Source organism: Micromonospora sp. SH-82 (genome assembly GCF_051132485.1).
GTDB lineage: Bacteria > Actinomycetota > Actinomycetes > Mycobacteriales > Micromonosporaceae > Micromonospora.
Genome location: NZ_CP148049.1, coordinates 2,734,609 through 2,761,027, shown reverse-complemented (window position 1 = coordinate 2,761,027; position 26,419 = coordinate 2,734,609). Strand labels below are relative to the sequence as shown.

At 72.0% G+C, this 26,419-nt stretch carries 21 protein-coding genes; 14 read left to right on the top strand and 7 right to left on the bottom strand.

Translation table 11 applies throughout. The features are described 5' to 3' along the window. Window positions 1–512: 512 nt before the first annotated feature. The gene (locus WHN02_RS12700) at window positions 513–692 is read right to left on the bottom strand and encodes a winged helix-turn-helix domain-containing protein (RefSeq protein ID WP_434743493.1); all 180 of its coding nucleotides are present in this window, start codon (window positions 690–692) and stop codon (window positions 513–515) included. 232 nt (window positions 693–924) lie between these two features. On the opposite strand from WHN02_RS12700, the gene WHN02_RS12695 reads away from it, so the two are divergent. After that, complete coding sequence (locus tag WHN02_RS12695) at window positions 925–1,122, top strand: hypothetical protein (RefSeq protein ID WP_434743492.1); 198 nt, start codon at window positions 925–927, stop codon at window positions 1,120–1,122. A 70-nt stretch (window positions 1,123–1,192) separates the two neighbouring features. Continuing rightward, a complete protein-coding gene (locus tag WHN02_RS12690) occupies window positions 1,193–2,296 on the top strand; it encodes a helix-turn-helix domain-containing protein (RefSeq protein WP_434743491.1) in 1,104 nt (367 codons plus the stop codon). Window positions 2,297–2,422: 126 nt separating this feature from the next. Here the strand turns inward: WHN02_RS12690 and WHN02_RS12685 are convergent, their stop codons facing one another. Beyond that, window positions 2,423–4,912, bottom strand: coding sequence for a DNA gyrase/topoisomerase IV subunit A (locus tag WHN02_RS12685; protein WP_434743490.1), 2,490 nt, complete (start codon window positions 4,910–4,912; stop codon window positions 2,423–2,425). Window positions 4,913–4,956: 44 nt separating this feature from the next. Further along, the gene (locus WHN02_RS12680) at window positions 4,957–7,014 is read right to left on the bottom strand and encodes a DNA gyrase/topoisomerase IV subunit B (protein ID WP_434743489.1); all 2,058 of its coding nucleotides are present in this window, start codon (window positions 7,012–7,014) and stop codon (window positions 4,957–4,959) included. Window positions 7,015–7,281: 267 nt separating this feature from the next. Here WHN02_RS12680 and WHN02_RS12675 point away from each other — a divergent pair, with 267 nt between their 5' ends. Next, window positions 7,282–8,538 carry a hypothetical protein gene (locus WHN02_RS12675; RefSeq protein WP_434743488.1) on the top strand — a complete coding sequence of 419 codons (1,257 nt, stop codon included), beginning with the start codon at window positions 7,282–7,284 and terminating at the stop codon, window positions 8,536–8,538. A 61-nt stretch (window positions 8,539–8,599) separates the two neighbouring features. Here WHN02_RS12675 and WHN02_RS12670 read toward each other — a convergent pair whose 3' ends face one another. Further along, window positions 8,600–9,055 carry an RrF2 family transcriptional regulator gene (locus WHN02_RS12670; RefSeq protein ID WP_434743487.1) on the bottom strand — a complete coding sequence of 152 codons (456 nt, stop codon included), beginning with the start codon at window positions 9,053–9,055 and terminating at the stop codon, window positions 8,600–8,602. 471 nt (window positions 9,056–9,526) lie between these two features. Between WHN02_RS12670 and WHN02_RS12665 the strand changes: the two genes are divergently transcribed. The 3 genes from WHN02_RS12665 (at window position 9,527) to WHN02_RS12655 (ending at window position 12,654) form a co-directional block, all read left to right on the top strand. Continuing rightward, a complete protein-coding gene (locus WHN02_RS12665; protein ID WP_434743940.1) occupies window positions 9,527–10,690 on the top strand; it encodes a glycosyltransferase in 1,164 nt (387 codons plus the stop codon). Window positions 10,691–10,834: 144 nt separating this feature from the next. Next, window positions 10,835–11,461, top strand: coding sequence for a hypothetical protein (locus WHN02_RS12660; RefSeq protein ID WP_350897027.1), 627 nt, complete (start codon window positions 10,835–10,837; stop codon window positions 11,459–11,461). 146 nt (window positions 11,462–11,607) lie between these two features. Continuing rightward, the gene (locus tag WHN02_RS12655) at window positions 11,608–12,654 is read left to right on the top strand and encodes an NAD(P)-dependent alcohol dehydrogenase (RefSeq protein WP_434743486.1); all 1,047 of its coding nucleotides are present in this window, start codon (window positions 11,608–11,610) and stop codon (window positions 12,652–12,654) included. Window positions 12,655–12,750: 96 nt separating this feature from the next. Here WHN02_RS12655 and WHN02_RS12650 read toward each other — a convergent pair whose 3' ends face one another. After that, the gene (locus WHN02_RS12650; protein WP_434743485.1) at window positions 12,751–13,257 is read right to left on the bottom strand and encodes a mycothiol transferase; all 507 of its coding nucleotides are present in this window, start codon (window positions 13,255–13,257) and stop codon (window positions 12,751–12,753) included. 158 nt (window positions 13,258–13,415) lie between these two features. Here WHN02_RS12650 and WHN02_RS12645 point away from each other — a divergent pair, with 158 nt between their 5' ends. After that, entirely contained in the window at window positions 13,416–14,180 is a 765-nt protein-coding gene (locus WHN02_RS12645) for an SAM-dependent methyltransferase (RefSeq protein ID WP_434743939.1), read from the top strand. Between the two features lie 122 nt (window positions 14,181–14,302). Here the strand turns inward: WHN02_RS12645 and WHN02_RS12640 are convergent, their stop codons facing one another. Both WHN02_RS12640 and WHN02_RS12635 read right to left on the bottom strand, forming a co-directional pair. After that, window positions 14,303–14,956, bottom strand: a complete 654-nt coding sequence (locus WHN02_RS12640; RefSeq protein WP_434743484.1) for a C39 family peptidase — start codon at window positions 14,954–14,956, stop codon at window positions 14,303–14,305. A gap of 225 nt (window positions 14,957–15,181) precedes the next feature. Continuing rightward, window positions 15,182–15,781, bottom strand: coding sequence for a hypothetical protein (locus tag WHN02_RS12635; protein ID WP_434743483.1), 600 nt, complete (start codon window positions 15,779–15,781; stop codon window positions 15,182–15,184). A 304-nt stretch (window positions 15,782–16,085) separates the two neighbouring features. Between WHN02_RS12635 and WHN02_RS12630 the strand changes: the two genes are divergently transcribed. From WHN02_RS12630 to WHN02_RS12600, 7 genes are all read left to right on the top strand, one after another. Next, the gene (locus WHN02_RS12630) at window positions 16,086–17,423 is read left to right on the top strand and encodes a hypothetical protein (protein WP_434743482.1); all 1,338 of its coding nucleotides are present in this window, start codon (window positions 16,086–16,088) and stop codon (window positions 17,421–17,423) included. 131 nt (window positions 17,424–17,554) lie between these two features. Beyond that, window positions 17,555–18,346 (top strand): hypothetical protein, encoded by a 792-nt coding sequence (locus WHN02_RS12625; RefSeq protein WP_434743481.1) that lies wholly within the window; start codon window positions 17,555–17,557, stop codon window positions 18,344–18,346. Between the two features lie 473 nt (window positions 18,347–18,819). Further along, entirely contained in the window at window positions 18,820–19,290 is a 471-nt protein-coding gene (locus tag WHN02_RS12620) for a DUF6529 family protein (RefSeq protein WP_434743938.1), read from the top strand. Window positions 19,291–19,328: 38 nt separating this feature from the next. Next, window positions 19,329–19,790, top strand: coding sequence for a Rieske (2Fe-2S) protein (locus tag WHN02_RS12615; RefSeq protein ID WP_434743480.1), 462 nt, complete (start codon window positions 19,329–19,331; stop codon window positions 19,788–19,790). A 110-nt stretch (window positions 19,791–19,900) separates the two neighbouring features. Then, window positions 19,901–21,022, top strand: coding sequence for a serpin family protein (locus WHN02_RS12610; RefSeq protein WP_434743479.1), 1,122 nt, complete (start codon window positions 19,901–19,903; stop codon window positions 21,020–21,022). Between the two features lie 146 nt (window positions 21,023–21,168). Continuing rightward, window positions 21,169–21,930 (top strand): SDR family oxidoreductase, encoded by a 762-nt coding sequence (locus WHN02_RS12605; RefSeq protein WP_434743478.1) that lies wholly within the window; start codon window positions 21,169–21,171, stop codon window positions 21,928–21,930. A gap of 132 nt (window positions 21,931–22,062) precedes the next feature. After that, the gene (locus WHN02_RS12600) at window positions 22,063–26,400 is read left to right on the top strand and encodes an ExeM/NucH family extracellular endonuclease (RefSeq protein ID WP_434743477.1); all 4,338 of its coding nucleotides are present in this window, start codon (window positions 22,063–22,065) and stop codon (window positions 26,398–26,400) included. Window positions 26,401–26,419: the final 19 nt, after the last annotated feature.

The following is a 26,419-nucleotide window of genomic DNA, read 5'->3' as shown; positions in this document are numbered from 1 at the left end:
CAGGCAGTAGGTCGGTGAGGACCCCCGGCGGGAACCATTCGTGCCACGGCGGCAACGTGCCGCCGTCGACCCGCCCACGGAGGTGGTCGACGAGCGGCGGTGGAGCGGTCTCGATCCAGCTTCTCCCCGGACAGGGCAACGCCGAGTCCACATAGCAGAGCGCGACCACCTCGTGTGGGATCACCCGGGCCACGCGTGGCAGGAGTGGCCCGGCACCACTGTGACCGACGAGAACGACAGGGGTCGTGGCGTCCACGTCGACCAGCGCGCCCACCACCGCCTCGGCGACGGCCTGCTGGTACAGGGGGCCGCCGGTCACGGCCGTGGTCAGATCCGGGGCCGCCACGGCCCACCCGCGGTGGGTCAACCAGGCACCGACGGCCTGCCAGGTGAGCGGCCCGACGAACGGGCTGTGCAGCAGAACGAGCGCAGCATCGGTCACCCACCCGATGCTGTCAGGTCCACACACAGAGCCGTCAGGCCATCCCACGAGCGACCACGGCCCTAGCCGGTCAGTCCTTCCTGACGTACACGCCTCGGCCCGGGACCGTTTCGGTCATGCCACGCATCCTCAAGGTCAGGAACACGCGATCCGCCACGAAGTCGGAGACTTCGTACTCCGCGCACAGCTCCGCCCTGCTGGGCAGCTTGCTTCCGGGCGGGAACTCCCCAGACTTGATCCGTTCCGTCATTTCGTCAGCGATACGTTCATAGATAGATGAATAGGACGGCACGGCAGAATTCCTCCCCGGTCGGCAATCACCAGTGAACCACCCCTCGGGAAGGGTTGACTACCCATGGCTGCCATGGCACCTTTGCTCCAGGTCCCTCCGGTCGGCAACCCACGGGGCCAGATGGCGGTCCGGCTACGCGACATCGGGTCCGTGGCCGGACCTGCCCAACCCTCTCTACAAGGAGGTACCAGTGGATGAGCGTCGGTATGAGGGGCCGCTACCGGCGGCGCGCTCGGTGGCGGGGGGTGCCCCGCCGTTGCCGGACGGGGACCGGGTGCCCTGTCCGGCTCGGCCTGATCGCCGGGCGTTGTCCCGGCGGGAGTACGGGTACGGGGTGACGATGGCGGTGGTCGTACTCGTGTTGTTCGTGCTCGGAATCTTCGGGTGACCGGGAGGGTCGGGCGGTGAACGAGTTACCGGTGGGCCGCCGGGTGGCGCAGTGGCGGATTCGGCGGAACATGACGCAGCAGCAGTTCGCGGATCGGATCGGGAAGTCGAAGAGCTGGGTCGACAAGGTGGAGCGGGGAGTCCGCCGCCTGGAGCGGGTGTCGAATCTCCGGGAGGTCGCGCAGGCGCTCCGCATCGACCTGGAGGTGCTGGTGGCGGACCGGCCCGACAGATCCACCCCGGCCGCCGCCGGGCTGGAGGCGATCCGGACGGCGTTGGCCCGGTACCACGTCGAGACGTCGGTCCGACCCTCGGATGCGGCTCGGCTACGGGCCAGGTTGGATCATGCGGAACAGGCCTATCGGCACGCCCGGTACCCGGACCTGCTGGCGCTCCTGCCCGACCTGATCGATGCGGCCCGAGCGGGGCAGGTAGCCCGGCCAGGGCGAATGATGGACGGCGTCGCGGTCTCGGTCTACGGGCTGGTCGCGCTGGTACTGGTCAAGGTGGACCAGGGAGAGCTAGGGTGGCTGGCCGCCGACCGGGCGATGGCCGTGGCGTTGGCCACCGACGATCCGCAGGTGAGCGCCGCCGCGACCGTACCGCTGTGTCAGGCGCTGCGGGCGTGCGGGCGGCGACGGTCAGCGATGGAGGCTGCGGTGGTGGCCGCTCACCAGAGCATGGCTGCCGGGGAGCAGACTCCGGTCGGGGCGGCCGTCTGCGCGACGTTGCTGACCCAGGCCGCCCTGGCTGCAGCCAGCCTCGGTAACGCCAGCAGCACCGGTGAGCTGCTCGATCAGGCCGAACAGCTCGCCAGCGGCCTCGACCGTGAAGGTGCCCGACGGGTCACCATCCTGACCGCCCGAGTGGTCGCCGACACCGCTCTCGGGAACGCCCCGGCGGCGATCCGCCGCCACGTTCGACTCACCGCCACGGACGGGTGGCGATGGCTACCGACCGAACACCGAGCCGCGTACCTTCTCGACGCCGCCCGCGCCTACGCCCTCACCGGCGACATGCGTGCCGCCGGGCGAACCATCCTCGACGCCGAACGCACCGCCCGCAGCGAGGTCCACGACCGTCCCTCCGTTCGCGACCTGATCGCCGTCGTCGCCCGTTCACCCACCGCCCCCGCCGACCTGACCCGCCTCGCCGCCACCCTGCACGTCACCTGACCCGATCACCCGCGAGGCCTCCCAGCCCCGACCATCTTGATGATCAAGGGGTTTGCGTCATCGGCGGCCAGACTCCTGACGCAAATCCCTTGATCACCAAGGAGACCCGAGGTGGGGGTGTGGGGGTCAGTCGCGTTGGAGGTGGTGGCCGAGGATGGTGGGGCCGAGCATGACGGCGAAGCCGGAGCCGTCGCGGCGCGGGTCGGCCGGGGGCAGGTCGACGGGGTCGCCGGTGGCGGTGGCACCGACCGGACGGGGGCCGACCCAGGCCGCCGAGAGGTCCACCTCGCCCTTGAGGAAACGTTGGGCGCGCACCCCGCCGGTCGCCCGCCCCTTGGCCGGGTACGCCGCGAACGGGGTCACCTTGACGGTGGCCCCGGTGGAGGTGACCACCATCGGGTCACCGTGCGCCGGGTCGTCGGTGCGGACCGCGCCGAAGAAGACCACCCGGGCCCCGGCGGGCAGGCCCACCCCGGCCATCCCGCCACCCTTGAGACCCTGGGGTCGCACGAGCGTCGCGGCGAACCGGAGCAGGGACGCCTCACTGGTGACGAAGGTGAGGCTCTCCGCGCCGTCGGTCAGCCAGGTCGCCCCGACCACCTCGTCGCCCTCGCGGAGCCCGATCACCTCGAACTCGTCGGAGCGGACCGGCCAGTCCGGGGCGCAGACCTTCACCACACCCTGCCGGGTGCCCAGGGCCAGCCCGGGGGATCCCTCGGCGAGGGAACCGACGGGGGCCAGCCCGACCACCGTCTCGCCCGCCTCCAGCGGGACCAGTTCGGCGGCGGCCATGCCGCCCCGCAGGGCGACGGTTCCGGACTGTTGGGGCAGGACCGGCAGGGGCAGGACGTCGATCTTGAAAGCCCGGCCGGTGCTGGTGACCAGGAGGACCCGGCCCCGGGCGGTGGAGTGGACCACCGAGCGTACGGTGTCGTGCTTGTCCCGGCCGCTGGCGCGGCGCCCCTCCACCGCCTCCTCCGACTCGGCGGCGGTCCGGGCGACCAGACCGGTCGCCGAGAGGATCACCTGACACGGGTCGTCGGCGACCTCCAGCGGCCCGGCCGGCACCGAGGCGGCGAGGACCTCCTTGAGGTCACCGTCGACGAGGGTCGTCCGGCGGGGCGCGGCGAACTGCTTGGTCACCGCCGCCAGTTCGTCGGAGACGAGCTTCTTGAGCACCTTGTCGTCGTCGAGGATGGTGGAGAGTTCGGCGATCTCCTGACGCAGCTTCTCCTGCTCGGCCTCCAACTCCAGCCGGTCGAAGCGGGTCAACCGGCGCAGCGGGGTGTCCAGGATGTAACCGGCCTGGATCTCGGAGAGCCGGAACTTCTCCATCAGCCCGTCCTTGGCCGCCTGCGCGTCGTCGGCGGCCCGGATCAGCTTGACCACCTTGTCGATGTCGAGCAGGGCGATCAGGAGGCCGTCGACCAGGTGCAGCCGTTCCTCCCGACGGCGACGGCGGTGCGACGACCGTCGGGTGACCACCTCGTACCGGTGGGCCAGGAAGACCTCCAACAACGACTTCAACCCGAGGGTACGGGGCTGCCCGTCGACGAGGACCAGGTTGTTGACGCCGAAGGACTGCTCCAGCGGGGTGAGCCGGTAGAGGTCGGCCAGGAGCGCCTGCGGGTTGACCCCGACCTTGCACTCGACGACCAGCCGGGTGCCGTTCTCCCGGTCGGTGAGGTCCTTGACGTCGGCGATCCCGGTGAGCCGTTTGGTCTTGTTCACCTCGTTGGTGATCGCCGCGATGACCTTCTCGGCGCCCACCCCGTACGGCAGTTCCACGACGGTGATCGCCTGGCGGCCCCGGCTGCCCTCGATCGGGCCGATCTCCACCTTCCCGCGCATCCGGACCACCCCGCGACCGGTCTCGTACGCCCGGCGGACCTCGTCGAGGCCGAGCAGGAGGCCGCCGGTGGGCAGGTCGGGGCCGGGGACGAACTCCATGAGCTTGTCCAGCGTGGCGTCGGGGTACCTGATCAGCCACCGGGCCGCCGCCACCACCTCGCCGAGGTTGTGCGGGATCATGTTGGTGGCCATCCCGACCGCGATCCCGGAGGCCCCGTTGACCAGCAGGTTCGGGAAGGCTGCCGGGAGGACCGTCGGTTGGGTCAGCGAGCCGTCGTAGTTCGGCTCGACGTCGACGGTCTCCTCCCCCAGCTCCCCGACGAGCAGCATCGCCTCCCGCGACATCCGGGACTCGGTGTAACGCGCCGCAGCCGGTCCGTCGTCTGGACTCCCGAAATTTCCATGCCCGTCGATGAGGGGGGCGTTGAGGGAGAAGTCCTGGGCGAGGCGGACCATGGCGTCGTAGATGGCCGCGTCACCGTGCGGGTGGTAGCGCCCCATGACGTCGCCGACCACCCGGGCGGACTTGACGTACGGGCGGTCGGGCCGGAACCCGGACTCGTGCATCGAGTAGAGGATGCGCCGGTGCACCGGCTTGAGTCCGTCCCGGGCGTCGGGCAGTGCCCGGGAGTGGATGACCGAGAAGGCGTACTCCAGGTAGGAGTCGGAGACCTCGGTGACCAGCGGGTTGTCGAAGACCCGCGCACCGGCCTGGTCGAAGGCGGCGAGGTCGGCCTTCGTGCGGTTGTCCTTGCGGCGTGCCATCGTTCAGCTCTCTTCTCGGCGCGGCGTGGTCGGCGACAGGGTGCTCACGCGTCGATCGCCTCCCGGTCGACCCGGTCGGCCGAATTGATCAACCAGTTGCGGCGCGGCTCGACCTTCTCCCCCATCAGCAGTTCGAGGATCTGCTCGGCGGCCTCGGCGTCGTCGAGGGTGATCCGGCGTACGGCCCGGGTCGCCGGGTTCATCGTGGTCTCCCACAGCTCGTCGGCGTTCATCTCGCCGAGTCCCTTGAACCGGGGCACGGGGGTGACGATCTGCTTGCCGGCCTTCTCCAGGCGACGGATGGTGGTCTCCATCTCGGCCTGGGTGTAGGTGTAGATCGTCTGCGGGTTGCGCCCCTTCGTGGTGATCTTGTGCAGCGGGGGCATCGCGGCGTAGAGCCGCCCCGCCTCGATCAACGGCCGCATGTACCTGGCGAAGAGGGTGATCAGCAGGGTACGGATGTGCGCGCCGTCGACGTCGGCGTCCGCCATGATCAGTACGCGGCCGTACCGCATGGTGGTGAGGTCGAAGGTCCGGCCCGAGCCGGCCCCCAGGACCTGGACGATCGCGGCGCACTCGGCGTTGTCCAGCACCTGCTGGAGGTTGGCCTTCTGGACGTTGAGGATCTTGCCCCGGATGGGCAGGAGGGCCTGGTACTCGGCGACCCGGGCCATCCGGCTCGACCCGAGGGCGCTGTCGCCCTCGACGATGAACAGCTCGCTGCGGTCGACCCCGGTGGAGCGGCAGTCGACGAGCTTCGGCGGCATCGACGCCCCCTCCAGGGCGGTCTTGCGCCGGGCGGCGTCCTTCTGCTGCTTCTGGGTCAACCGGACCCGGGCCGCGTCGACGATCTTCTGGAGGACGGTCCGGGCCTCGGCCTTGGTCTTGCGGTCGTCCAGCCAGGCCTTGAGGTGCTGCTCCACCAACGTCTGGATGACCTTGGTGATGCCGGCGGTGGAGAGTTCGTCCTTGGTCTGCGAGGTGAACTGCGGCTCGGGCAGCCGGACGTGCACCACCGCCGTCATCCCCTCCAGGACGTCGTCCAGTGTGGGCGGGTCCTCCTTGGCCTTGAGCAGCCCCCGGGTGGCGCGGACGGCCTCACCGAGGCTGCGGACCAGAGCCCGCTCGAAGCCCTTGCGGTGGGTCCCGCCGTGGGCGTTGCGGATAGTGTTGGTGAAGCACTCGACGGTGCGGTCGTAGCCGGTGCCCCAGCGCAGTGCCACCTCGACCTCGGCCCGCCGCTGCACGTTGGACTGCATGACGCCGTTGGCGTCGGCGGCGTTCTCCCGGTAGGTGCCCTCGCCGGTCACCAGCAGGGTGCCGGAGACCGGCCGGTCTCCGGCCGGGGCGAGGAACTCCACCATGTCGGTGAGGCCGGCGGGGAACTGGAAGGTCTCCTCGCTCTGCTCCTCGCCGGTGGCGTCGCGCAGCGTGTAGCCGACCCCGGGCACCAGGAAGGCGGTGTTGCGCAGCTTCATCCGGACCGCCGCCACGTCGAGGGCGGCCCCGGTCTCGAAGTACCGGGCGTCGTGCCAGTACCGGATGGAGGTGCCGGTGGGCTGGCCCCGCTTGACCGCTCCGACCACCTGGAGTCCGGGACCGGGGGTGAAGGGGGCGTCCGGGCCGGGGCCGTCGAAGACTCCGGGTACGCCGTGCCGGAACGACATCGCGTGGACCTTGCCGCCACGGCGGACCGTCACGTCGAAACGGCGGGAGAGGGCGTTGACGGCGGAGGCCCCGACCCCGTGCAGGCCACCCGAGGTCTTGTAGCCGGAGCCGCCGAACTTGCCGCCGGCGTGCAGCCGGGTCAGCACCAGCTCCACCCCGGAGATCCCCGACTTGGCGTGCACGTCGGTGGGGATGCCGCGCCCGTCGTCGTCGACCTGCACCGAGCCGTCGGCGTGCAGGATCACCTCGATCCGGGTGGCGTGCCCGGCGACGCCCTCGTCGGTGGAGTTGTCCAGGATCTCGTTGACGAGGTGACCCACGCCACGGCTGTCGGTCGACCCGATGTACATGCCGGGGCGCTTACGGACGGCGTCCAGCCCCTCCAGGTGGGTCAGGTCGTCGGCCCCGTACAGGGTCTCAGGCTGTGCGGTCAACTGGTCGTACTCCTGGTCTCGGTGGTGCGGGCGGCCGGCCCCCGGTCAAGATCATCAGCGGCGCGCCGCAGCGAGCCTAGCCCGACACGCCGACATGCTGCCGATCCCCCACGCGCCCGACCGGGTGAACGGTAGGGCAACCCCACCTCCGCTTACCACCCCCGGACCACAGCCGGAAGGGGTCGGACGTTGACGTACGTCACACACCCGTGGTGGGATCAGCCCCCCGGAGGAACTTTCATATTTCCATGAATGGATGGAGTCCCGATGGCCCGATTCCGCCGTACCGCCCTCGCTGTGGGACTCAGCCTCGCCACGGCGGCGCTGTCGAGCGCCATCGTCGCGTCCACCCCGGCGACGGCCGCCCTGCCCACCGCCGCCGTCGCACTCGGGGACAGTTTCGTCAGCGGGGAGGGGGCCGGGGCGTACACGCCGGTGACCGACACCGCCGGGGTGGCACAGGGCTTCCCCGGCTGGACCGCGCCGAACAGCAACGCCTTCTTCTGCCACCGGTCGGCCAACGCCTCCCTGCACCGGGCCGACCTGCCGGGCATCGTCGACAGGTTCAACCTGGCCTGCTCCGGCGGCCAACCCCGGGACATCGCCGCCCCCAGCGCCGACCGGGCCAAGGGCCGTCAGGTCCCCGCCCAACTGGACCAGCTCCGGGCGGTCGGGCGGACCCACGACATCGACCTGGTCCTGATCGGGCTCGGCTCCAACAACACCTCCTTCACCTTCGGCACGGTGGCGGAGAAGTGCGCCAACCGGTTCATCGCCGACGCCTGGACGGGCTGGTGGGAGTTCTGGGCGTACCTGGGTGGGCCGGTGGAGCAGAAGCCGTGCGGCGACGCCGACCTGGCCACCGCCGCCCAGGTCGCGGCGGCCACCACGGAGACCACCGACGCGGTCCGCCGGATCCTCGCCACCCTGGCCGAGATCGACACCGACGGACAGCACCGGGTGGTGTTGCAGGACTACACCAACCCGCTCCCGTTCGACCTGGCGGCGAGCCTGCACTCCGAGGACGACCGGGACGACACCCGGGACAAGTTCCGCGCCCTCGGCGCCGAGCGGTACGCCGCCGGGTGCCCGATCCACCGGGCCAGCCTGCTGCCCGGACACCGGTTCTCTGCGGGCCTCGGCACGCTGGTCGGCTCGGTCCGCGCCACCCTGGCCGCCGAGTTCCCCTCCGCCGATCTGGTCCACCTGAACGTGCAGCGGGCCTTCGACGGCGCTCGGCTCTGCGAGTCGGCGGGCAGCCCCACCGGAGCCCTGGCCACCCCGATCCGGCTCCAGGACCGTCCCGACGGCACAGTGGTGACGAGCCTCGCCGGCAAGGACAAGATCGCCATCCAGCGGATCGCGAACACCTGTGTGACCCACTTCCAGACCTGCCAGGAGTCCTGGCACCCGAACGCCGCCGGACACCAGGTGCTCGGGCGGTGCCTCAGCGGGGCCGCCGTGACCACGGCACGGACGGTGGCCTGTGTGCGCTCCGGCGACGGATCCGTGGGGGTGGGCTGAACCGACGGGACGCCGGTCGATGCGGTGAGGCTCGCCACGCGGGCCTCACCGCCGGGGTCTCTCAGGCCAGGGTGACGACCGTCGGTCCGGGCGGTGCCCCGCTGAGGGTCCGCAGCAGTTCCCCGGGCGATCCCTTGATCAGGTCGGCGATCCGAACGTCGTCGAGGACCCCGATGAACGCCTCCTGCGCCCGGCGCAGTTCGATGCGCAACTGGCAGTTGGCCGAGAGCGGGCAGGGGGGTCGGTGACACTCGACCACCTCGCCGTCCCCCTCGAAGGCGCGGAATATCTCACCGACGGTGACGTTGTCGGCCCCCTCGGCGATGACCACACCGCCGGACCGCCCTCTGATGGTCACCAGGACGCCTGCCCGACTGAGTCGCTGCACCACCTTGGCCACGTGACTGCGGGGAAGCACCAGTGACATCGCCAACTCGTCGACCGTGGCGCGCCCCTGCGCCGCAGCAGCGAACATGGCGATTCGCAACGCCATGTCGGTTGCCCGGTTGATTTTCACGATGGCGACTTTAGCCAAGGAAAATGGGTTTGAACACTGACCCACCGGGACCGGAGCACAGTGAGTGAACTGCGGGAAGGTCGACAAAAGAAGATTCTGCAAGTCCTGTCTACAAAGGAGACGGACAGGCGAATCAAAAACAAGACTTCATGAATCCACAATTCCCGCATATCGGACCGCATTCCAAAAGGGATCTCCGGCTTCTCATTGAGTCCCTCGAATGTCACCTGGTGTCCGGTCGGTCGGACGCAGCGTCACCGTCCAGGTGGGGTGGCTGCTCGGGGCCGCCGGAGAACTCCCAGCTGCCCGAGGGTTAGGGGGCCGAACCCCGGGTACCGCTGTCGGTCATACGCCTCCCTCGGCGCCGGACGGCCCGGGTGACGGCTCACCTGTCCGATCCCGCCCGAGAGCGGGCGCGACCGAACGGATGCCCGGCGTGAGCGGGCGTGACGGAGTGGATGGAGAGTGAGTGTGCGAATCGCGATGATCTCGACGCCGGTCGGCCCGCTCGACCTCCCCGGCGGCGGGCACGCCGAGGACCGGGGCAGGCACGTCACGGAGCTGACCGCCGAACTGCTCGACGGCGGCCACGACGTCCGGGGACATCCCTCGGGTACGCCGACCGGCCCCGTCGCCACCGCAGGGGAACTCCTGCCACAGCTCGGCGAGTACGGGCGATCCCTGGCCGCCGGATGGCGCGCCGAGGACTGGTCGCCCGACGTCGTCCACGCCCACGGCTGGGACGCCGGGCTGGCCGCCCTGCACGCGGTACGGCGTACCGGCCCGGTGCCTGTGGTGCTCACCTACCACGCCCTCGCCCCCCTGCCCCGGCCCCGACGCGGATCCGGCTCGGGACCGGCACCCGACGGGGTGGATCACCGGTCCGGCTACGACCGGGCACTGGGACAGGCCGTCGACCGGGTCGTGGTGCAGAACACCGAGGAACTCGGCCACCTGATCCGGCGGGGCGTACCCCGGTCCCGGATGGTCCTGGTCCCCGCCGGTGTGGACCAGACCCTGTTCCGGCCGGACGGGCCGAAGGCCCCCCGCGACGCCCGGTCGCGCATCCTCACCGTCGCGGCCAGCCGGGGTGGCAGCGGCCTCGCCGACCTGGTCCGGGCGCTGCCCGCCGTGCCGGGAGCCGAGTGCGTCGTGCTCGGCCCCCGACCTGCCGGCCGTCGGTCGGACGACCCGTTCGCCGCCCGGCTGGCGGCACTCGCCGAGTCCTGCGGGGTCGCCGCCCGGGTCACCCTGGTCGACGGGGTCTCCCGCGAAGAGCTGCCCGGCTGGTACCGCTCCGCCGACGTCCTGGTGGCCACCGGCGACCACGACCCGTACGGCCGGACCGCACTGGAGGCGATGGCCTGCGGCGTACCCGTCGTCGGGGAGGCCACCGGCGGGGCCGCCGACGTGGTGGTCGACCGGGTGACAGGCGACCTGGTCGGCCAGCGAAGCCCCCGGGCCCTGGCCGGAGCACTGCGACGGCTCCTCACCGACCAGGTCCGCCGACTGACCTACGCCACCGCCTCGGTCGACCGGATCCGCAGCCGCTACTCGTGGCGACGCTGCGCCGAACAGCTCACCGCTGTCTACGCGCAGACCACCGGGATCGGGCAGACCCCGGTGCCGGCCTGACGGGTCGGCGGCCGGTCGTCGCCGGGTGGCGACGGTCCGTCTCGAGCCTCCGGTCACCGGTGGCCGTCGTTCCCGGCCGGTGCGGTGAATGGTCCGGCGCACGACGGGTATGCCGCCTCGCCCAAGACGGCGGAAGGGGATCAGATGTCGGACACGCATACCGCACTGCGCTCGATGCACGACCTGGGCCTGGCGGCCTGGTTCGGTGGCTCCCTCATGGGGGCGCTCGGGGTCAACGGCGCGGCGACCCGGATCAGCGACTCCACCCAGCGGCTACCTGTGGCCTCGGCCGGCTGGGCGCGGTGGACCCCGATCAACGCGGCGGCGATCGGTGCCCACCTGGCCGGCGCGGCCGGTGAACTGGTCACCGAGAGCCCCCGGGTGATCGGACAGGCCGGGGTGGGGCGGATGAGCGCGGTGAAGACGGCGCTCACCGTCAGCGCGCTCGCCGTGACCGGTTACAGCAGGTTGCTGGGCATGCGCCTGGAACGCGCCGGCAGCCCGCCCGTGGAGGGGACGACCGAGCCCAACCACGAGACACCCCAGCAGGTGGCCGCCGCCCAACGGCAGATGAAGATGCTCCAGTGGGCGATTCCGGCGCTCACCGGTGCGCTGATCGTCGTCACCGCCTACATGGGCGAGCAGCAGAAGCCGGGGCAGGTGCTCCGGGGGATGCTCGGCCGGGCCTCGGGCGCGATGCGCGGCGGGGGCATGGGGATGATGGCCGCCCGTGGGGCCGCCAAACGGCGCGGCGCGATGTCGATGCACTGAAATCCACCGTCGGGGTGCCGGGTGTGGGAGGTCCTCCCGCCCCCGGCACTTCGACGTCGTCGCCGTCCACCCGGACCCGGCGCACCGTTTGTCGACCGGCTCAGCGGGGAGCCTCAGGGAACGCCGCGACGAAAGGGGTGCCCGACATGCGTGCGCTACGGCTGCTGGAATGGAAGTCCGAAGCCCGGCTGGAAGAGGTCGACGAGCCACGCCCCGGTCCGGGTCAGGTGGTCGTCAAGATCGGTGGCGCCGGGGCGTGCCACTCGGACCTGCACCTGATGGACGAGTTCGAGGCCGGGGTCGTGCCGTGGAACCCGCCGTTCACCCTCGGACACGAGAACGCCGGCTGGGTGCACGCCCTCGGTGACGGCGTCACCGGGCTGGAGGTGGGCCAGCCGGTGGCGGTGTACGGCCCGTGGGGCTGCGGTGTCTGCCCCCGCTGCCGCCTCGGCATCGACCCGTACTGCGAGAACCCGGCCGCGGCACCGGTGCCCGGGGGCGGTGGCGGGCTGGGCCTCGACGGCGGCATGGCCGAGTACGAACTGGTGCCCGACGCCCGGCACGTCGTCCCGCTGCCCGACGGGCTGGACCCCGTCCAGGCGGCGCCGCTGACCGACGCCGGGCTCACCCCGTACCACGCGATCCGGCGGTCCTGGTCGAAGTTGCCGCCCGGGAGCTTCGCCGTGGTGATCGGGGTCGGCGGGCTGGGCCACGTCGGGGTGCAGATCCTCAAGGCCACCACCGCCGCCCAGGTGATCGCCGTGGACTCCCGCGCGGACGCGCTGCGCCTCGCCGAGGGGTGCGGGGCGGACCACACGGTGTCGGCGGGTGACGGGGCCGCCGAGGAGATCCGCGGGATCACCGGGGGCCGCGGGGCCGACGTGGTGCTGGACTTCGTCGGCGTGGACCCCACGCTGCGGCTCGGCGCGGCGGTCGCCCGTACGGTCGGCGACCTCACCGTCGTCGGGATCGGCGGCGGCACCCTCCCGGTGTCCTATTTCTCGGTGCCGTACGAGGTGAGCATCCAGACGACGTACTGGGGTAGCCGTCCCGAACTGGTCGAGGTGCTCGACCTCGCCGCCCGTGGCCTGGTGAAGCCGAAGGTGACCACCTTCCCCCTCGCCGAGGCGAACACCGCCTACCAGCGGCTGCGCGACGGCACCCTGGAGGGCCGGGCGGTGATCGTGCCCTGAGCCGGGCGGTGGCGGTGCCGTGCGCCGGGCGGGCGGGCGGTGGGGGTGCCGTGAACCCGGACGGGCCGGCGGTGGCGGTGCCGTGCGCCGGGCGGGTCAGCCGGGGAGCAGTCCTCGGACGTAGCCGGCCTGCCCGGCGTGCTGCAGGCTGTCGTCGACCACGCTGACCAGCCGGACGCCGAGGGTCACCGGGGGGTCCCAGGAATCGTCGACCACCCGGTCGAGGTCGGCGGGGGCCAGCCCGGCCAGGAACGACCGGGTCCGGTCCCACACCGCCGCGTGGTAGTCGACGAGGACCTGCGGGCTCTGCGGGGCGACGGCTGCCACCTGCTCGGGGGTGTGTCCGTACCCGGTGTCGTCGGGGTCCGCGGCGCGGCCGAACCGGCCCGCCCGGTCGCCCTCGGTCCAGAGCTGCCCGGTGCCGAGCAGCTGGGCCACGTGGTGGTCCTGGATCCGGGTCAGGTGCCACACCAGCCAGCCGATCGAGTTGGCCCCCAGCTGGGGCACCCATCGCAGCTGGGGTGGGGTGAGCCCGTCGACCGCCGCCCCGACCAGGTCGGGCAGCCGGGCGTACGCCTCGGTGAGCAGCTCGTTGACGTTCATCCCGGGTCCCTTCGTGGGTGTCGGCTGCCTCCAAGTACCGCCGGGTCGGCCGGTCAAACCTCGCCGCCCTGTCGGTCTACGATGGACACCCCGATGATCCCGCGAAGGGGACGAGCGTGTCAGAGTCAGCGCAGCACGGAGCAATCGTGGACGACAGCATCCCGCACTCGGCGCGGATCTACGACTGGTGGCTCGGCGGGAAGGACAACTTCGCCGTCGACCGGGCGACCGGGGCGGCGATGATCGAGGCGATCCCCACCCTGCGGGAGATGGCCAAGGAGAACCGGCGGTTCGTGCACCGGGTCGCCCGTCACCTGGTCGCCGAGGCGGGAATCCGTCAGTTCCTCGACATCGGCACCGGCATCCCGACCCGCCCGAACCTGCACGAGATCGCCCAGGAGATCGCGCCGGAGACCCGGGTGGTCTACGTCGACAACGACCCGATCGTGCTGGCCCACGCCCGGGCGCTGATGGTCAGCTCACCGGAGGGTCGCAGCACGTACATCCACGCCGACCTGCGTGAGCCGGAGAAGATCCTCACCGACGCCTCGCTGACCGAGACCCTCGACCTGACCCAGCCGGTGGCACTGACCCTGGTCGCCATCCTGATGCTGCTCGACGACGCCGACGACCCGATCGGTCGGATCCGGGTCCTGATGGACGCCCTGCCCTCCGGCAGCTACCTGGCGATCACGCACCCCACGCAGGACTTCGCCCCGGAGGCGGTGGAGGTCGCGGTGGCCGCCGCCCGCAACAACGGGATGACCCTGGTGCCCCGGCACCGGGCCGAGGTCGAGCGGTTCTTCCAGGGGTGGGAGCTGATCGAGCCGGGCGTGGCGCCGGTCCTGGGCTGGCGTCCCGACCAGCCGGTCGAGAACCCGGAGGCCGCCTACTACTGGGCCGGGGTCGCCCGCAAGCGCTGACCCGTCCCGACCTCGTCCCCGGGGCTGCCCGACGTCGCCTCGGCGACGACTCCCGGACATGCCGACGGGGCCGACCCCTGGTGGGGTCGGCCCCGTCTCGTCGGCCTCGACGTGCGGGTGGGTCAGTGGGCGTAGCCCCGGGTGGCGATCCAGTCGGCGAGCTCGGTGACGCTCATCCGGTAGGTGGCGTGGGCGGGGTCGGCGGAGTCGGCGATGGTGACGACGTCGCCACCGTCGCGGTAGCCGATCACGCTGATGTAGTGCCCGCCCTCGAAGGCGTGGGTGACGCCGTCGGTGTCGGTGGCGGTGCCGGCCACGTTGGCGACCACGGCCCGGCCGTCGTCGACGGTACCGACGATGTCGGCGCGGAGTCGCTCGGTCTGCTTCCGGTCGGGCTTGTCGGGGGTCTCGACGCTGCGGTAGACGTCCCGGCCGGTCTGCTTGTTGAGCACCGGGGTGATGTCGTTGATGGAGTCGGTGCCGTTCTCGGTGGTGCCCATCTCCTCGGCCATGGCGTGCACGTCGATGTTCTTGCCCTGGACGCTCAGGGCGTTGCGGGCGGCGGCGGGACCGCAGAAGTAGAAGTTCGGCTGCGCCTCGTAGCGGACGTCGAGTTCCCGCTCGCTGTTCGGCCGGCGCTCGGCCTGCACGACGGCGGTGGTGGTGCCGGTGTGGGTGGGGGCGGCCATGGCGGCGACCGGTCCGGCGATGGCGCCACCGGCGAAGGCGAGACCCGCAGCGGTCAGGGCGGTCTTACGGAACAGAGTGGTACGCATCGAGAGTGCCTCTCTGGTCGGGGGGAGAACCACACACGCGCGGCATCCAGAAGCGGCCCCGGGGGGTGGGGCGGGCGCGTACGGGGGTCGGTTCTCGGGGGTCGGCCCGGCGGCTCGGCCTGCACGGGCGTACGGATGGTGTAACGACCCGGGGGGGGTGGGGTCATTCCACGGACCCGGTGACCCCGACCACCGGGGAACCGGACATCGGTCCCGATACCGGACTCAGAGCAGCATCGTCCGGGGGTCGGCGGCCATGACCCGCAGCCAGTGCTCCGCCTCGCGGGCACCCGGGCAGTGCGCCCAGGTCAGGGCGTCGGCCACGGCGACCATCTGCCGGGCGGGGATCAGTGCCCCGTCGAGGCTGCGCAGTCGCAGGCCCACGGTGCGGGCCGGGGTCACCACCGTCAGCACCGGCGTACGGGTGTTGCCCGGCAGGGCGACGATCGACCCGTCGGCGCCCACCCCGGTCTGCGTGTCGGTGGCGGCGTGAATGGTGATCGAGGTGGCGGCCCGCAGGTCGACGGTCCTGCTCGACAGCCTGGTGACGGTGAGGTACGGACCGGTCAGGGAGGCCCCGGTACGGACGACGGTGGTCAGCAGCAGGCCCATCAGCAGGGCCGCCCCGCCGCCGAGGACCAGGGCGGCGATCCCCGTGATCGCAGCGGGTCCCCCCTGGAACCGAGTGAACTGACCGATCATCGCCCCGACGCAGCCGCAGGTGACCACCAGGAGCGGCGCGAGGACGGCGAGGGAGACCAACCGACCGGTCCGGCTGCGCTCGTAGCCGACAGACAGGTCGATCCGGTGGTGACCAGGTTGCATGGCGCCGATGATGGCACTCCGCCTCCACCAGCACGTCAGCACCACCGACAGGTACGACCGGCCCCACCCCACCGGCCGGTGCGTCAGCGACCCGCACCGATCAGTCGTAGACGATCGCCGAATCGGTACACCGCAATCGAATCGACACGTACCCCTCGTATCGTCTGGGAGCCGGTGGGCCGATCCGACGGCCCGGGGCGGTACGACGGGCCGGGGGGCGGCGGCGGTAGCGTTGCCCGACGCCCCGGCCGGGAGGCGGTCGTCCCCACCGGCGTGGCACTCGTGATCGTACGGAGGAAGGCGCATGTCAAACGGCGAAGAGCCGTTCGCAGCACGCGAGGACGCGAACTCGCGGCCGAATTTCGACCTTGCCCTGCGCGGGTACGACAAACGACAGGTGGACCGGCATCTCGAACACCTCGGCGGGGAACTGTCCATCATGGGGGCCGACCGGGTCCGGTCGGCAGCCCAGATCCACGACCTGACGAACGAACTCGCCCAGGTGCGTACCCAGCTCACCGAGTTGCAGCAGCGTCCGGCCCAGCTGGACCGCGCGACGTTCCGTGACCTCGGTCCGATGGTGGACCAGATCCTCGCCCTGGCCGAGAAGCAGGCCAATGCGATCACCGACACCGCCGCCGAGCGCGCCGGTGACCTGCGCACCGAGGCGGAGCGGACCCTGGTCGAGGCCCGGGAGCAGGCCAACCGGACCCTCCGGGAGTTGGACGAACAGGTCACCGCCCGGCGGGCCGAGCACGACCGGGCCTACGAGGAACGGCGTACCGCCGCCCAGGCCGAGCTGGTCGAGATCCGCAAGACCGCCGACCGGCTGCTCTCCGAGGGGCAGGCCGCCCACGAGCGGGCCCAGCAGGAGGCGAAGCGGATCGAGGAGCAGAGCGTCCAGCAGCTCGACCAGGCCCGCGCCGAGGCCGAGGCGTTCATGGCCGCCGCGCGTACCCAGATCCAGCAGGAGGTGCAGGCGGCCCGGGCGCAGACCCAGCAGGAGCTGGGACAGTGGCAGGCCAACGTGGAGCGGGAGCTCAACGAGCGCCGGGCCGCCGCCGAGCAGGACCTCGCCGAGCAGAGCAGCACCGCCGAGCAGGAGATCAACACTCTGATCGCCGAGGCCCAGCAGTACGCCGCGAAGGTCCGGCAGCACTCCGACGAGCAGGCCACCAGCCACCAGCAGCAGCTGACCATCGTGCAGCAGGCGATCCGGGACCGCCGGGAGGCGCTGACCGGGCTGCAGACCGAGTTGGACACGGTCCAGCAGCAGATCGCCAAGTCCCGTCAGGAGGGTGAGACCGCCGAACGGGAGTACGCCCAGTTGCAGACGCGCCTCACCGAGGTCCGGCAGGAACTCGGTGCCGAGATGGCCCGGCTGGACGAGGCGCGCCGCTCGGCCGAGTCGGTGGAGAAGCACGCCAAGGAGGTCCGCGGCCGGGTGCAGCGGGAGGCGAAGCGGGTGGCCGACCTGGCCGCTGCAGCGGTGATGGCGGCCGCTGCGGGCGGTGCCGAGACCGCCGAGTACCCGATGGTGTCGCGCCCCAACGGTCGTCACGCCGAGAAGCCGGTCGAGCCGGCTGCCGGTCCCGCCCCCGCCGCCGCGTCGACCGCCGACAAGGTTCCGACCAGCGCCTGAGGGTGTCCACCGGCCACGGACCCGTCGGTCCGTGGCCGGTGGGCCGCCTCCGCAGCCCCGACGGCGATCTTTCCCTTCCGTTGAACCGTCCGGCGCTCCGTCGCCGTACGGACAGGTGAAGGGAGCTGCTCATGAAGCGCTTGACGCCGATGCTCACGCTGCTGACCGGAACCGGTCTGGCAGCCGTTCTGTTCACGATGAGTGCGCAGGCGGCCCCGCCGGCCGCGCGCTCCACGCCCGAGGCCGCCGCTGCGGGGGCGACCGCCTCGCCCCCGTCGGAGGTGCCGGAACCGTCGGTGCAACGACCGGGTGAGACCGCGCCCCCGGAGCCGGACGCGACGCCGACTGACGCACCGACGGCCGTACCGACGGCCGCGCCGACGCCACAGGCACCGACGACCACCCCGCCGACGGGCACCGACGTCCCCATCGACAACAAGGTCGACGTCACCTGGACCGGGCGGCTGGACAACGGGGCGACCATCGCGATCACCGTCACCAACCGCAACGCCACGGCCTACGTCTGCGACGGCAGGAGCCTGGAGATCTGGTTGCAGGGCACCGCCGTGGACGGGGAGTTCAGCCTCACCGGCAAGGGTTCGTCCCGGCTGACCGGCACGTTCGACAGCGCCACCGGCCGGGCCTCCGGTTCGGTGACGGCGGGTGGACGGACGTTCACGTTCACCGCCACGTCGAACGGGTCGACCAAGCCGTCGGTGTACCGGGCCAGCCAGCAGGTCCGCGACGCCGGGGTGGACGGGGGCTGGATCCTGCTCGCCGACGGCACCCAGATCGGCGTGGTGACCTGGAACGGCAGGCCGGTGCCCGCCCCACCACTGGACCCGGCGTTCTTCACCACGATCGTCAACGGGGTGAGCATCGACGCGGTGCCGGTCCTGCCGACTCCGGGGAACGGTGAGTGAGGGTGGCCCGCCGCAGGTCCGCCACGGACGAGCCCCGGGACGCCTTCGACGACCTCGACCTGCGGGTGATCCCCGGCCCCGCATCCCCTGGCCCGGACCAGCCGGACGGTTGGTCCGGGTCGGGCGGCCCGCCCGAGTGGCCGCAGGGTAGGGACTGGTCACCGCCGACCGAGCCGCCGGAGCAGGCACAGTGGCCACCCCGGTCCGAGTGGACCGACCAGCCCGACCGGCCCGAGCCGGCGGACCGGTTCGACGGTCCGGAACGGGCCGACCGGTTCGACCGAACGGAACAGGCGGACCGGTTCGACCGACTGGAGCCGGCGGACCGGTTCGACCGAGCAGAACCTGCCGACCGGTTCGACCGACTGGAGCCGACCGACCGACCCGAGTGGTCCGCCGAACCCGCACGGTCCCCTGTCGTACCGAGGTCGCTGCTGGTCCCGCTGCTGGCCGGGTCGGCCGTGGCGGTGGCCATGGGGGTGTACGGGCGGCTGCACGAGCCGACCGGGATCGCGGTGAGCGTGGCCGGGTTCTCCGGCCCGATGACGGTGAAGGTGTGGCTCGGTACCGTCGCTGTCGTCTTCGCGATCCTGCAACTGGTGTCGGCGCTGGCGATGTGGGGCAAGCTGGGCGGCTTCTCCCCCTCCTGGGCGTCGACCGCGCACCGCTGGTCCGGCCGGGTCGCCTTCCTGGTGGCGATCCCCGTCGCGGTGCACTGCCTGTACGCGGTCGGGTTCGCCGACTACAGCCTGCGGACGGTGGTCCATTCGGCGTTGGGCTGCTTCTTCTTCGGGGCCTTCACCACCAAGATGCTGGTGCTGCCGAAACGGGACCTGCCCGGGTGGGTCCTCCCGGTGGCCGGTGGACTCGTGTTCACCGCCCTGATCGGGATCTTCCTGACCTCGTCGGTCTGGTACTTCACCACCTTCGGCGTACACCTGTGACCCGGCTGCCGTCCGCCGCACGCGACCAGGAGGAAACGATGAACCACCTGCACTGTCCGTCCCGACGGGCCCTGCTCACCGGTGCCGGCGCGGCCGGTGCCACCGCCCTGCTCACCGGGTGTCAGACCTACGGCACGCCACCCCCGGTGGCCGAACCGGGGGCACCCGCCCCCACCGGGACCGACGGCGCCACCGCCGCCCCCGACGGGCAGGCACCCGCGTTGGCGCTGCTGGCCGACATCCCGGTCGGCGGCGGGAAGGTCTTCGGGACCGAGGGGGTGGTGGTCACCCGGCCCGCCGAGGACACCGTCCGGGCCTTCTCGGCGACCTGCACCCACCAGGGCTGCACCGTCGCCGAGGTGACCGACGGCACCATCGTCTGCCGCTGCCACAACAGCGCCTTCGACATCGCCGACGGGTCGGTACGCAGCGGCCCGGCCCGGTCGGCGCTGGCCGAGTCCCGGGTCACCGTCGACGGGGACTCGATCCGGTTGGCCTGACCCGCCGACGTCTCCCGACGCCGTCACCCGGGCGGTCGGCGTCGGGGGCGCTCCGGTTGTCCCCGGCGGATATCTTCGGTCCGGCCGGACACCGACCGACGGGAGCAGACGTGCGAGAGGGTACGGGCGTCGACGCCGCCAACCGCCTCACCGCCGGGTGGGCGCAGACCCTCGACGGTCGACCGACGGTGCTCTCCGGGGCGGGCGCGTACCCACTGTTGGCGTTGCTGGCGGCGCACGCCGGTGGGGCGGCCCGCAGTGAGCTGGCCGCCGTCGCCCCGACCGGACTGCCCCTGGTCGACTCGCCGACCACCCGGCTGGCCCTGGGCGTCTGGTCCGCCGCCGACCTGCCGTTGACCGACAGCTGGCTGGCGGCCGTGCCGGAACCGCTGCGTCGACGGCTGACAGGGGACCCGGCGACGGACCAGCGGACCCTGGACGAGTGGGCCGCCGAGCGGACCGACGGGCTGATCCCCGCCGTGCCGGTCCAGGTCGGACCGACCGACCTGCTGGTGCTGGTCAGCGCATTGCTGGTGCGGACCGGTTGGGCCGAGCCCTTCCGACGCCGACCCTTCAGACCGACCGTCGGCGCCTGGCGGGGGCGCGACGTCGACGGTCTGCACCAGGTCACCGACGAGGTGTCCCGGCTGCGCGTGTCGGCCACCCCGGCGGGGCCGTTGAGCCTGCTGACGGTGCCCGGTGAGGCCGACGTCGACGTGGTGCTCGCCCTCGCCGAGCCGGACCGACCGGCCCGGGAGGTGGTGCCGGCGGCGATCGCCGCGTGGGCCGGTGACGCGGGGCTGCCGGTGCCCGCCGGTCCGGGGGTGGGGACCCGGACGGTCACCGCCACCGACGACCGCCCGCAGGTGCACGTCTGGACCGTGCCGTTCCGGGTCACCGCCGACCACGACCTGCTGGAGCACCCCGAGGTGTTCGGGCTGGGCTCCGCCGTCGGGACCCCCGGCGACCACTTCCCCGGGATCAGCGCGCAGCCCCTGTACGTGTCGCAGGCCCGGCAGTCGGCCACCGCCGTCTTCGGCGAGGCCGGCTTCTGTGCCGCCGCCGTGACGGCGATGGCCGCCCGTGCCGGGGCGGCCCCCCGCGCATCGGTGACGAAGGAGGTGACCACAGTCGAGGTGACCCCGCCGTTCTGCTTCCTCGCCGTGCACCGCGCCACCGGTCTGGTGCTCTTCGCCGGTTGGGTCACCGAACCGGGACCGCAGCAGCCCTGACCGGTGTCCGCAGGGGCACGTCGCCGCCCCTGCGGTGCCCCAGGCGATGGCCGTCCGGCCCGCCCGGGGCACGGACGGGTGTGGCACGGCGACTGTGCCGTCCGGGATCCTGGTCCGGACGGGGATCTCCGAGTCGAGGGGGCGTCATGCGGATCGTGGTCGTCGGAGGCAGCGGGCTCGTCGGCCGCAGACTGGTCGGCCGACTCCGGGCCGGAGGGCACGAGGCGGTTCCCGCCTCCCGGGGGACCGGTGTGGACGCGGTCACCGGCGACGGCCTCGCCGAGGCGCTCACCGGAGCCCAGGTCGTCGTCGACGTGACGAACCCACCTTCCTTCGAGCCCGGGGCGGCGCTGGAGTTCTTCCGGACCTCCACCCGCAACCTGCTCGCCGCCGGGGCCGAGGCGGGGGTCGGGCACCACGTGGCCCTCTCGGTGGTGGGCGCCGACCGGATGCCGGACAGCGGGTACATGCCGGCCAAGGTCGCCCAGGAGGCGCTGATCGAGGGCTCCGGTCGACCGTTCACGATCCTGCGGGCGACCCAGTTCCACGAGTTCCTCGCCGACATCGTGGCGGCCGGGGCCGACGGGGACGTCATCCGCCTCTCCCCCGCCCCGATCCGACCGGTGGCGGTGGACGACGTCGCCGACACGCTCGTCGAACTGGCCACCGGTGACCCGGTCGACGGGGTGGTCGAGCTGGCCGGTCCGGAGTCCTTCCCCCTGGCCCGGATCGCCGAGGAGGTCCTGGCCGTACGGCACGACGACCGGGCCGTCGTCGTCGACCCGCAGGCCCGGTACTTCGGACAGCTCCTGGACGAGCGGACCCTGGTCCCCTCCGGCGACACCCACCGCGTCGGCGCGATCCACTTCGCCGACTGGCTGGGACGGGACGCGTCGTCGTCCACCTGACCCGAACGGCACGCCCTTTCGCCGTCTCGGGTCTACTGCTCGGTAATCCGATCCGCTTATCCTCCATCGGCCAGATCCCTCTCGGAGGACTCGGAGTTCATGGACTGGAACAGCGGTAGACGGACACGAACCGTGTTGGGCGTACTGGTCTCCAGTGGAGCGCTCATCGCAACGACCGGGCTGCCCGCCCACGCCCAACCGGCGTCGACGGCGCAGACCCCCACGATCAGCGAGATCCACTACGACAACGCCGGTACCGACGTCGGCGAGGCGGTCGAGGTGGAGGCCCCCGTCGGCTTCGACCTGACCGGTTGGCAGATCGTGCTCTACAACGGGGCCAACGGCGCGCCGTACCACACCCGAACCCTCACCCAGACGGTGCCGGCCGCCGGTGTGGTCGTCGCCGAGTACCCCACCGACGGGATCCAGAACGGGTCCCCCGACGGCATCGCCCTGGTCGAACCCGGCGGACGGGTGGCCGAGTTCCTCACCTACGAGGGGACCTTCACCGCCGTCGGCGGCCCCGCGAACGGGCTGACCGGCACCGACATCGGGGTGCAGGAGACCGCCTCCACCCCCGTCGGCCACTCCCTCCAGAAGATCGACGGCACGTGGCGTCCGCCCGCGCCGAACACCTTCGGTGTCCGCAACGGCGGCGGGGGCGACCCCGATCCCGATCCGGGCACCGGCTGCACCGTCACCGTCGACCGGACCATCGCCCAGGTCCAGGGCACCGGGGACGCGACCCCGCTGGCCGGTACCCGGGTCACCGTCGAGGGCGTGGTCACCGCCGACCACCGCACCGGCGGGTACAACGGCGTCTACCTGCAGACCGCCGGTAGTGGCGGGGATCGGCCGGTGGCCGGCGGGACCGCCTCCGACGGTGTCTTCGTCTACCTGACCACGAACACCGCCAACCACCCGGCGGTAGCGGTCGGGGACCGGGTCCGGGTCACCGGCACCGCGTCCGAGTTCAACGGGCTGACCCAGCTCAGCATCGCCGGCCGGGCCGACGTGCAGGTCTGCCAGCGCGGGGTCCCGCTGCCCGAGCCGGTCCCGGTCACCCTGCCGCTGGACGACGCCGCCCGTGAGTCGGTCGAGTCGATGCTGGTCGCGCCGGTCGGCCGGTTCGCCGTCTCCGAGGTCTACAACGTCAACCGGTTCGGCGAGCTCGTGCTCACCGCCGGGGAGCAGCCGGCCCGTACCCCGACCGACGTCGCCGCACCCGGCTCCGACGAGGCCAGGAAGGTCGCCGCCGACAACAGGTCGGCCCGACTCCTGCTCGACGACGGCCGGACCACGAACCTCTCCAGCGCCGGGCTGGCCCCGCCGTACCTGTCCCGCACGGAGCCGGTACGCGTCGGCGACCAGGTCGAGGCCTTCGGCCCGACGGTCCTGTCGTACGGGTTCAGCGAGTGGCGGCTCCAGCCGACCACCCCTGTCGACGCGGACACCCCGGCCGCCGGTCGGACCACCTTCAAGTCCACCAACCCGCGCACCGCCGCCCCGGTGGACGTGGGCGGGGACGTCAAGGTGGCCAGCTTCAACGTGCTGAACTACTTCGTCCACTTCGGTGGGGAGGCCCGGGGGGCCGACGACGAGGCGGCGCTGGCCAAGCAGGAGGCGAAGATCGTCTCGGCGATCAGCGCGCTCGACTCCGACGTGGTGGCGCTGGAGGAGATCGAGAACTCCGTCCGGTTCGACGCCGCCGACCCGCAGAAGGCACTCAAGCGCCTCGTCGGGGCACTCAACCGGGCCGACGGCGCGGGCACGTGGGACTACGTCCGTACCCCGGCCGACCTGCCCGCCCCCGCGCAGCAGGACGTCATCACCACCGCGATCATCTTCAAGCCGGCGGCTGTCGCGCCGAAGGGTGCGTCCCGGTCGGTCGACGACGAGACCGTCTGGTTCAACGCCCGCGAGCCGATCGCCCAGACCTTCACCGCCGGGTCGGTCGACTTCACGGTGGTGGTGAACCACTTCAAGTCCAAGAGTGGCACCGGCACCGGGGACAACGCCGACGCCGGAGACGGGCAGGGCGCCTTCAACGGTGACCGGGTCCGCCAGGCCCGCGCCCTGACGGCCTTCGTCGACACCCTCGGCACCCCCGACGTGCTGCTGCTGGGCGACTTCAACGCCTACACGTACGAGGATCCGATGCGGGTCCTCTACGACGAGGACTACCGCAACCTCAACGACACCGGCAAGACCAGTTACGTCTTCGGTGGCGAGTCGGGGTCGCTCGACCACGTGGTGGCCTCGCCGTCGTTGGCGGCCCGGGTCACCGGTGTCGACGTCTGGCAGATCAACGCCGTCGAGTCGTACGCCTTCCAGTACGACGGTCACCCGACGTTCTTCGCCCCGGACGCGTACCGGGCCAGCGACCACAACCCGCTGGTCGTCGGGATCAGGACCGGCACCGACACCGCACCGATCGACGTGCAGTTGTTGAGCATCAACGACTTCCACGGTCGGCTGGAGTCCCCGGCCGCCTCGAACGGGCAGCCCGTCGGCGGGGCCGCGCAGATCGCCGGGCTCGTCGACCGGCTGCGGCAGCAGAACCCGAACACGGCCTTCGTCTCCGCCGGGGACAACATCGGCGCGTCGACGTTCGTCTCCGCGATCGACGACGACAACCCGACCATCGACGTGTTGAACAAGGCCGGGCTGACCGTCTCGGCGGTGGGCAACCACGAGTTCGACAAGGGCCTGGCCGACCTGACCGGCCGGGTCACCGAGCGGGCCGACTTCCCGCACCTCGGGGCGAACGTGTACCGGGGTGACGAGCGGGTGCTGCCCGCGTACACGGTCGACACCATCGGCGGGGTCCGGGTGGGCTTCGTCGGTGTGGTCACCGAGCAGACCGCCGCCCTGGTCAGTCCGGACGGCATCGCCGGTCTGACGTTCCGGGACCCGGTGGCCGAGGCGAACCGGGTCGCCGCCCAGCTCAAGGACGGCGATCCGGCCAACGGTGAGGCCGACGTCGTGGTCCTGCTGGCCCACGAGGGGGCGGCGACGCAGAACATCGGCTCCGCCGCGCAGCTGGCCGCCGACCCGGTCTTCGGCCGCTACACCCGGGCCGACGCGACGATCGACGTCATCTTCAGCGGGCACACCCACCAGCCGTACGCCTTCCAGGTCCCGGTACCGGGCTCGGACCGGCTGCGTCCGGTGGTGCAGGCCGAGGACTACGGCAAGCGGCTCGGCCGGGTCACGTTGACCTTCGACCCGGCCACCCGGACGGTGACCGGCACCGAGGCGACCCTCGTCGACGTGGTCGGTGCGCCGCAGGACCCGGCGGTGGCCGAGATCGTGGCCGCCGCCAAGACCCGGGCCGAGGAGCTGGGCCGGCGTCAGTTGGGCACCGTCACGGGGGACGTCACCCGGGCCTTCACCAACGGCAACGAGGACCGGGGCAAGGAGTCGGCGCTGGGTAACCTCATCGCCGACGTGCAGCTCGCCGGCACCCGGGACCCCGGTCGGGGTGGGGCGCAGATCGCCTTCATGAACCCCGGTGGCCTGCGTGCCGACCTCAGGTACGGCACCGACGGCACGATCACGTACGCCGACGCGTTCGCCGTGCAGCCGTTCGCCAACGACGTGGTCACCAAGTCCTACACCGGCGCGCAGATCAAGCAGGTGTTGGAGGAGCAGTGGCAGCCCGAGGGGGCGTCCCGGCCGGTGTTGTGGCTGGGGGTCTCCAAGGGGCTGACCTACGTCTACGACCCGCAGGCACCCCGGGGGTCCCGGATCGTGTCCGTCTCGCTGAACGGCAGTCCGCTGAGCCCGACCGGCACCTACCGGGTCACCGTGAACTCGTTCCTGGCCTCCGGTGGGGACAACTTCACCACGCTGGGGCAGGGCACCGACCGGGTGACGACAGGCGACAACGACCTGACGATGCTCACCGCGTACCTGGCGGCGAACTCCCCTGTCACGCCGGACACCCAGCCCCGCTCCACCGTCGGGCAGGGCGGGCCGACCTGCACGGAGACCATCACCGGTCGGCAGGACCTGCCGGTGACGGTCAAGCCGGGCGCCGTGGTCTGCCTGGTGGACGCCGTCGTCCCGGGGCAGACCACGGTCCGCAAGGGTGGTTCCCTGGTGGTCACCGGCGGCACCCTGAACGGTCCGCTGGTGGCGAACACCGCGGCGCTGCTCACTGTGACCGGCGCGACGATCAAGGGTCCGCTGACCGTGTTCGAGGCGACCGGTCCGGTGACGGTGGTCGACACGGTGGTCAAGGGTCCGGTGTCGACCTCGCGCAACACCGCCGGGGTCCGGCTCGAATCGATCCGGGCGGACTCCCCGGTGAACCTGTTCGACAACGTCGGCGGTCAGGCTGTGGTGATCACGGACAGCCTGGTCAAGGGCGCCCTGCGGTGCCGGGGCAACGACCCGGCACCGGTGGACGAGGACCGGCCGAACACGGTCCGGGGTGCGCTGCGGGGCCAGTGCGAGCAGCTGTGACCCACAGGTGATCCTCCGG

What these genes read in the sequence shown, in the direction of transcription:
- WHN02_RS12640 (WP_434743484.1), bottom strand. Translation starts at nt 14,956, where the DNA reads ATGCGTACCACTCTGTTCCGTAAGACCGCCCTGACCGCTGCGGGTCTC.
- WHN02_RS12650 (WP_434743485.1), bottom strand. Translation starts at nt 13,257, where the DNA reads ATGAACGTCAACGAGCTGCTCACCGAGGCGTACGCCCGGCTGCCCGAC.
- WHN02_RS12655 (WP_434743486.1), top strand. Translation starts at nt 11,608, where the DNA reads ATGCGTGCGCTACGGCTGCTGGAATGGAAGTCCGAAGCCCGGCTGGAA.
- WHN02_RS12690 (WP_434743491.1), top strand. Translation starts at nt 1,193, where the DNA reads ATGACGCAGCAGCAGTTCGCGGATCGGATCGGGAAGTCGAAGAGCTGG.
- WHN02_RS12605 (WP_434743478.1), top strand. Translation starts at nt 21,169, where the DNA reads ATGCGGATCGTGGTCGTCGGAGGCAGCGGGCTCGTCGGCCGCAGACTG.
- WHN02_RS12660 (WP_350897027.1), top strand. Translation starts at nt 10,835, where the DNA reads ATGTCGGACACGCATACCGCACTGCGCTCGATGCACGACCTGGGCCTG.
- WHN02_RS12700 (WP_434743493.1), bottom strand. Translation starts at nt 692, where the DNA reads ATGACGGAACGGATCAAGTCTGGGGAGTTCCCGCCCGGAAGCAAGCTG.
- WHN02_RS12675 (WP_434743488.1), top strand. Translation starts at nt 7,282, where the DNA reads ATGGCCCGATTCCGCCGTACCGCCCTCGCTGTGGGACTCAGCCTCGCC.
- WHN02_RS12620 (WP_434743938.1), top strand. Translation starts at nt 18,820, where the DNA reads ATGGGGGTGTACGGGCGGCTGCACGAGCCGACCGGGATCGCGGTGAGC.
- WHN02_RS12615 (WP_434743480.1), top strand. Translation starts at nt 19,329, where the DNA reads ATGAACCACCTGCACTGTCCGTCCCGACGGGCCCTGCTCACCGGTGCC.
- WHN02_RS12635 (WP_434743483.1), bottom strand. Translation starts at nt 15,781, where the DNA reads ATGCAACCTGGTCACCACCGGATCGACCTGTCTGTCGGCTACGAGCGC.
- WHN02_RS12630 (WP_434743482.1), top strand. Translation starts at nt 16,086, where the DNA reads ATGTCAAACGGCGAAGAGCCGTTCGCAGCACGCGAGGACGCGAACTCG.
- WHN02_RS12685 (WP_434743490.1), bottom strand. Translation starts at nt 4,912, where the DNA reads ATGGCACGCCGCAAGGACAACCGCACGAAGGCCGACCTCGCCGCCTTC.
- WHN02_RS12625 (WP_434743481.1), top strand. Translation starts at nt 17,555, where the DNA reads ATGAAGCGCTTGACGCCGATGCTCACGCTGCTGACCGGAACCGGTCTG.